The organism is Gammaproteobacteria bacterium, from assembly GCA_028817255.1.
GTDB lineage: Bacteria > Pseudomonadota > Gammaproteobacteria > Porifericomitales > Porifericomitaceae > Porifericomes > Porifericomes azotivorans.
Map to the genome: position 1 here is coordinate 1 of JAPPQA010000066.1, position 2,259 is coordinate 2,259.

General features: G+C 66.1%; 2 protein-coding genes. One reads left to right on the forward strand and one right to left on the reverse strand.

Translation table 11 applies throughout. From position 1 onward, the window contains the following. Positions 1-77: 77 nt before the first annotated feature. A complete protein-coding gene (locus tag OXU43_03180) occupies positions 78-1,109 on the reverse strand; it encodes a zinc-binding alcohol dehydrogenase family protein (protein ID MDD9824162.1) in 1,032 nt (343 codons plus the stop codon). A 134-nt stretch (positions 1,110-1,243) separates the two neighbouring features. Here OXU43_03180 and OXU43_03185 point away from each other — a divergent pair, with 134 nt between their 5' ends. Continuing rightward, positions 1,244-2,134, forward strand: a complete 891-nt coding sequence (locus tag OXU43_03185; GenBank protein ID MDD9824163.1) for a site-specific DNA-methyltransferase — start codon at positions 1,244-1,246, stop codon at positions 2,132-2,134. Positions 2,135-2,259: the final 125 nt, after the last annotated feature.

The window sequence follows — 2,259 nt, forward strand, 5'->3', positions numbered from 1 at the left end:
GGCTTGTCTTTACTGCATTAACGGGGGCAGGAATCTACCCTCCATGGCGGGGTGGTGGGAATCTTTTCCCTCGCCGCTCAGTCCTCCGGGAGCAGGACGGCGGCGCCGGAGAGCCGGCCCGCGCGCAGGTCGGCAAGCGCGGCGTTGGCCTCGGCCAGGGGGTAACCCCGCGTCTCCGTCGCGATCCCGATCCGGGATGCCAGCGCCAGAAATTCGCGCCCGTCCCGGCGGGTCAGGTTGGCCACCGAACGCACGCAGCGTTCCTGCCACAACAATGCGTAGGGGAAGGACGGGATGTCGCTCATGTGGATGCCGCCGCAGACCACGACTCCGCCTTTGCGCACCGCGGCCAGGGCCTTCGGCAACAGCGCGCCCACGGGGGCGAAGAGAATCGCCGCGTCCAGGGGGCGCGGCGGCGGCCGTTCCGAGTCGCCCGCCCAGGCGGCGCCCAGGCCGCGGGCGAAATCCTGCGCCTGCCGGTCGCCGGCGCGGGTGAAGGCGTAGATCTCGCGCTCCTCCGCCAGGGCGACCTGCACCAGAATATGCGCCGCCGCTCCGAAGCCGTATATGCCCAGGCGCTGCGCCGCGCCCGCCATGCGCAGACAGCGGTAACCGATCAGGCCCGCGCACAACAGGGGCGCCAGCGCCGCGGCGGCGGCATCTTCCGGCAGGGGGAAACAGAAGTCGGCGCGCGCCAGCGCGAACTGGGCATAGCCGCCGTGCGCATGGTAGCCGGTGAAGGAAGGCGCATCGCACAAGTTTTCGCGCTCCTCGCGGCAGTATTCGCAAGTGCCGCAACTGCGCCCCAGCCAGGGAACCCCGAGCCGCGCCCCGGGCGCAAAGGCGGCGCCCTTGCCGGCCGCCGCGACGCGCCCCACGATCTCGTGCCCAGGCGCCAGCGGCAGCAGAGGCGGCGGCAGTTCGCCGTCCGCGATATGCAGGTCGGTGCGGCAGACGCCGCAGGCCTCCACCCGCAACAGCACTTCGCCCGCCGCGGGCCGCGGACGCGGCAACTCCGCCTCTCGCAGCGGCGCGCCGGGCGCCTCCAGCACCATGGCCCGCATCGTCTCCGGCAGGCGCCCCTGCCGGGCATGTGCAGTCTTATCCATCAGCAACGCCAGAAGATATAATCATACCCCGGGGGCGCAGGCCCGGACACGCGGACCCAGGCACGCAACCCCGGCGCGTAAACGATTATGCCTGCCCCGGAAAAAACGACAAGGAAAGAAATCTCCAGCGGCGCATGCGGGGCGGCATTCGCGCCGTCATGAAGAAGGCCGCGGACGACACCGAACAACGGCTGGTCAACGGGGATGCCAGGGACCTCTCCTTCCTGGCCGACGAATCCGTTCACTTGGCCGTAACGTCTCCGCCCTATTGGAACCTCAAGGAATACAACTCCTGTGCCGGGCAGATTGGCAACATGGACGATTACGAGGAATTCCTGGGCGAATTGGACAAGGTTTGGCAGGAGGTTTACAGGCTCCTGGTCCCCGGCGGGCGTCTGGTCTGCGTAGTGGGCGACGTCTGCGTCTCCAGGCGCAGCTTCGGCAGGCATATGGTTTTTCCCCTGCATTCGGATATATGCGTCTTGTGCAGAAAGATCGGTTTCGACAATCTGAACCCCATTATCTGGCACAAGATCGCCAACGCCACGCTGGAAGTGGAGAACGGCTCGAAATTCCTGGGCAAGCCATACGAACCGAACGCCATCGTTAAAAACGATATCGAGTTCATTCTCATGCAGCGCAAACCGGGCGGCTACAGGAAGCCGACGCCGCGGCAGAGAGAGTCAAGCCGGATCGGCAAGGAGGATTTTCATCTTTGGTTCCGGCAGATCTGGATGCTGGGCGGCGCTTCCGCCCGGCACCATCCGGCGCCGTTTCCGTTGCCGCTGGCAACCCGGCTGGTGAGGATGTTTTCCTTTGCCGGGGACACGGTGCTCGATCCGTTCTGCGGCACGGGCACCACGATGGTCGCCGCCATGCAAAGCGGCAGAAATTCCATCGGCGTCGAAATAGACGCGGCCTACTGCAAGCAGGCGGCGCTGCGCCTGCAATCGGAGTCGTCGAATTTGTTCGCAAAAAACGGCATCGTATTCGAGACGGCGCCGGGCCGGGATGTCGGACGATAGGGCCGCGCCTGCAAGCCGTTACGCAATCAAGGGGGAAAGATTCTCTTAGCCGCCATTCCCATGCCCCCACCTCGCCATTCCCGCGCAGAGCTTGCCCCTGGCTTGAACAGGGGCGGGAATCCAGC